Raw genomic sequence first — 1,143 nt, forward strand, 5'->3', positions numbered from 1 at the left:
CGCGCAGCTGACGGCGATCGGGCAGCAACGGCTGGGCCCACCCGGTGCGGACCAGGTACTCGGCCTCGACCGTGCGGGTGAAGCCCGCGACCAGGACCGCCGTCTGCTCGGCCCGGGCGCGCAGCAGCAGCACCTCGCGGGCGTGCGGATAGGGCGCCCGCGGCTCGGCGTGCAGGTCGTCGCCGTCGTCCCAGATCGCGACCAACCCGAGGTCGTGGACCGGGGCGAAGGCAGCGGCCCGGTTGCCGACGACGATCCGCCGGGCGCCGCGACTGACGGCGAGGAAGCTCCGGTAGCGGGCGGCCGGCCCGGCCTCCGCCACCAGCACCACATGCTGCCCCGGGCCGAGTCGGCGCTCCAGCGCTGCGCCGACCCGGTGTGCGTCGCGCGCGTCGGGCACGCAGAGCACGGTGCCTCGCCCGGCGCGCAGCATCACCTCGGCGGCCTCGGCCAGGTGCTCGGCCCAGTCCGCTGCTGGTGGGGCGTTCCACACCGCCTTGGGCTGACGGCCCGCGGCGAGTGCCGCGAGGAACGACTCGCCCCCGGGCTGGCCGTGCCAGACGCTGGGCTGCGACGCCGACAGCGCCGGTGCCGGCGGGGACGGCTCCCGCTCGGTGGTGGCGTGTCGCGGTGGCACCGCCAGCCGCAGCACGTCGGAGCGGGTGCCGGCGTAGCGCTCGGCGACCAGGCGTGCCAGCTCCGCGACGGCGGGCACGAGCACCGGCTCGGGGCTCACCACCCGGCGCAACGGCTGCAGGACGCCGTCATGGTCGGAGGCGGGTTGGCGCGCGACGACGAAGCCGTCGACGTCCTGCCCGCCGAAGCGCACCTTCACCCGAGCGCCGAGGACCGCCTTCTCGCCCATCGAGGCAGGCACCGCATAGTCGAAGACCCTGTCCAGGTGGGCGAGCGGGAGCTCCAGCAACACCTGGGCGACCGGATCGACCTCGGCCAGCGGCTCGCCCTTCTTGGCTGCCGGTGCCTTGCGGACCCGGGCCCGCGCCATGCCAGGCAGCAGCTCTGGCTGGTCGCTGCTCCCGGTCGTGGTCATGGAGGCAATTCTACCAGCACCGTCCGACAGGCCGCAGGGGCCGGGTCACCAAGGCGCACCGCAGTGCCACGTTCGCCACCCTGAGACGCGAG

The 1,143-nt window shown here is 75.3% G+C and carries 1 protein-coding gene; it reads right to left on the reverse strand.

Features of this window, described 5'->3' with window-relative positions; genetic code table 11:
- On the reverse strand, positions 1 to 1,051 hold a 1,051-nt coding region (locus ABD151_RS06350; RefSeq protein ID WP_486348047.1), incomplete at its 3' end, for a primosomal protein N' family DNA-binding protein.
- Positions 1,052 to 1,143 lie beyond the last annotated feature (92 nt).

It is taken from the genome of Nocardioides dubius (assembly GCF_039528155.1).
GTDB classification, from domain to species: Bacteria; Actinomycetota; Actinomycetes; order Propionibacteriales; family Nocardioidaceae; genus Nocardioides; species Nocardioides dubius.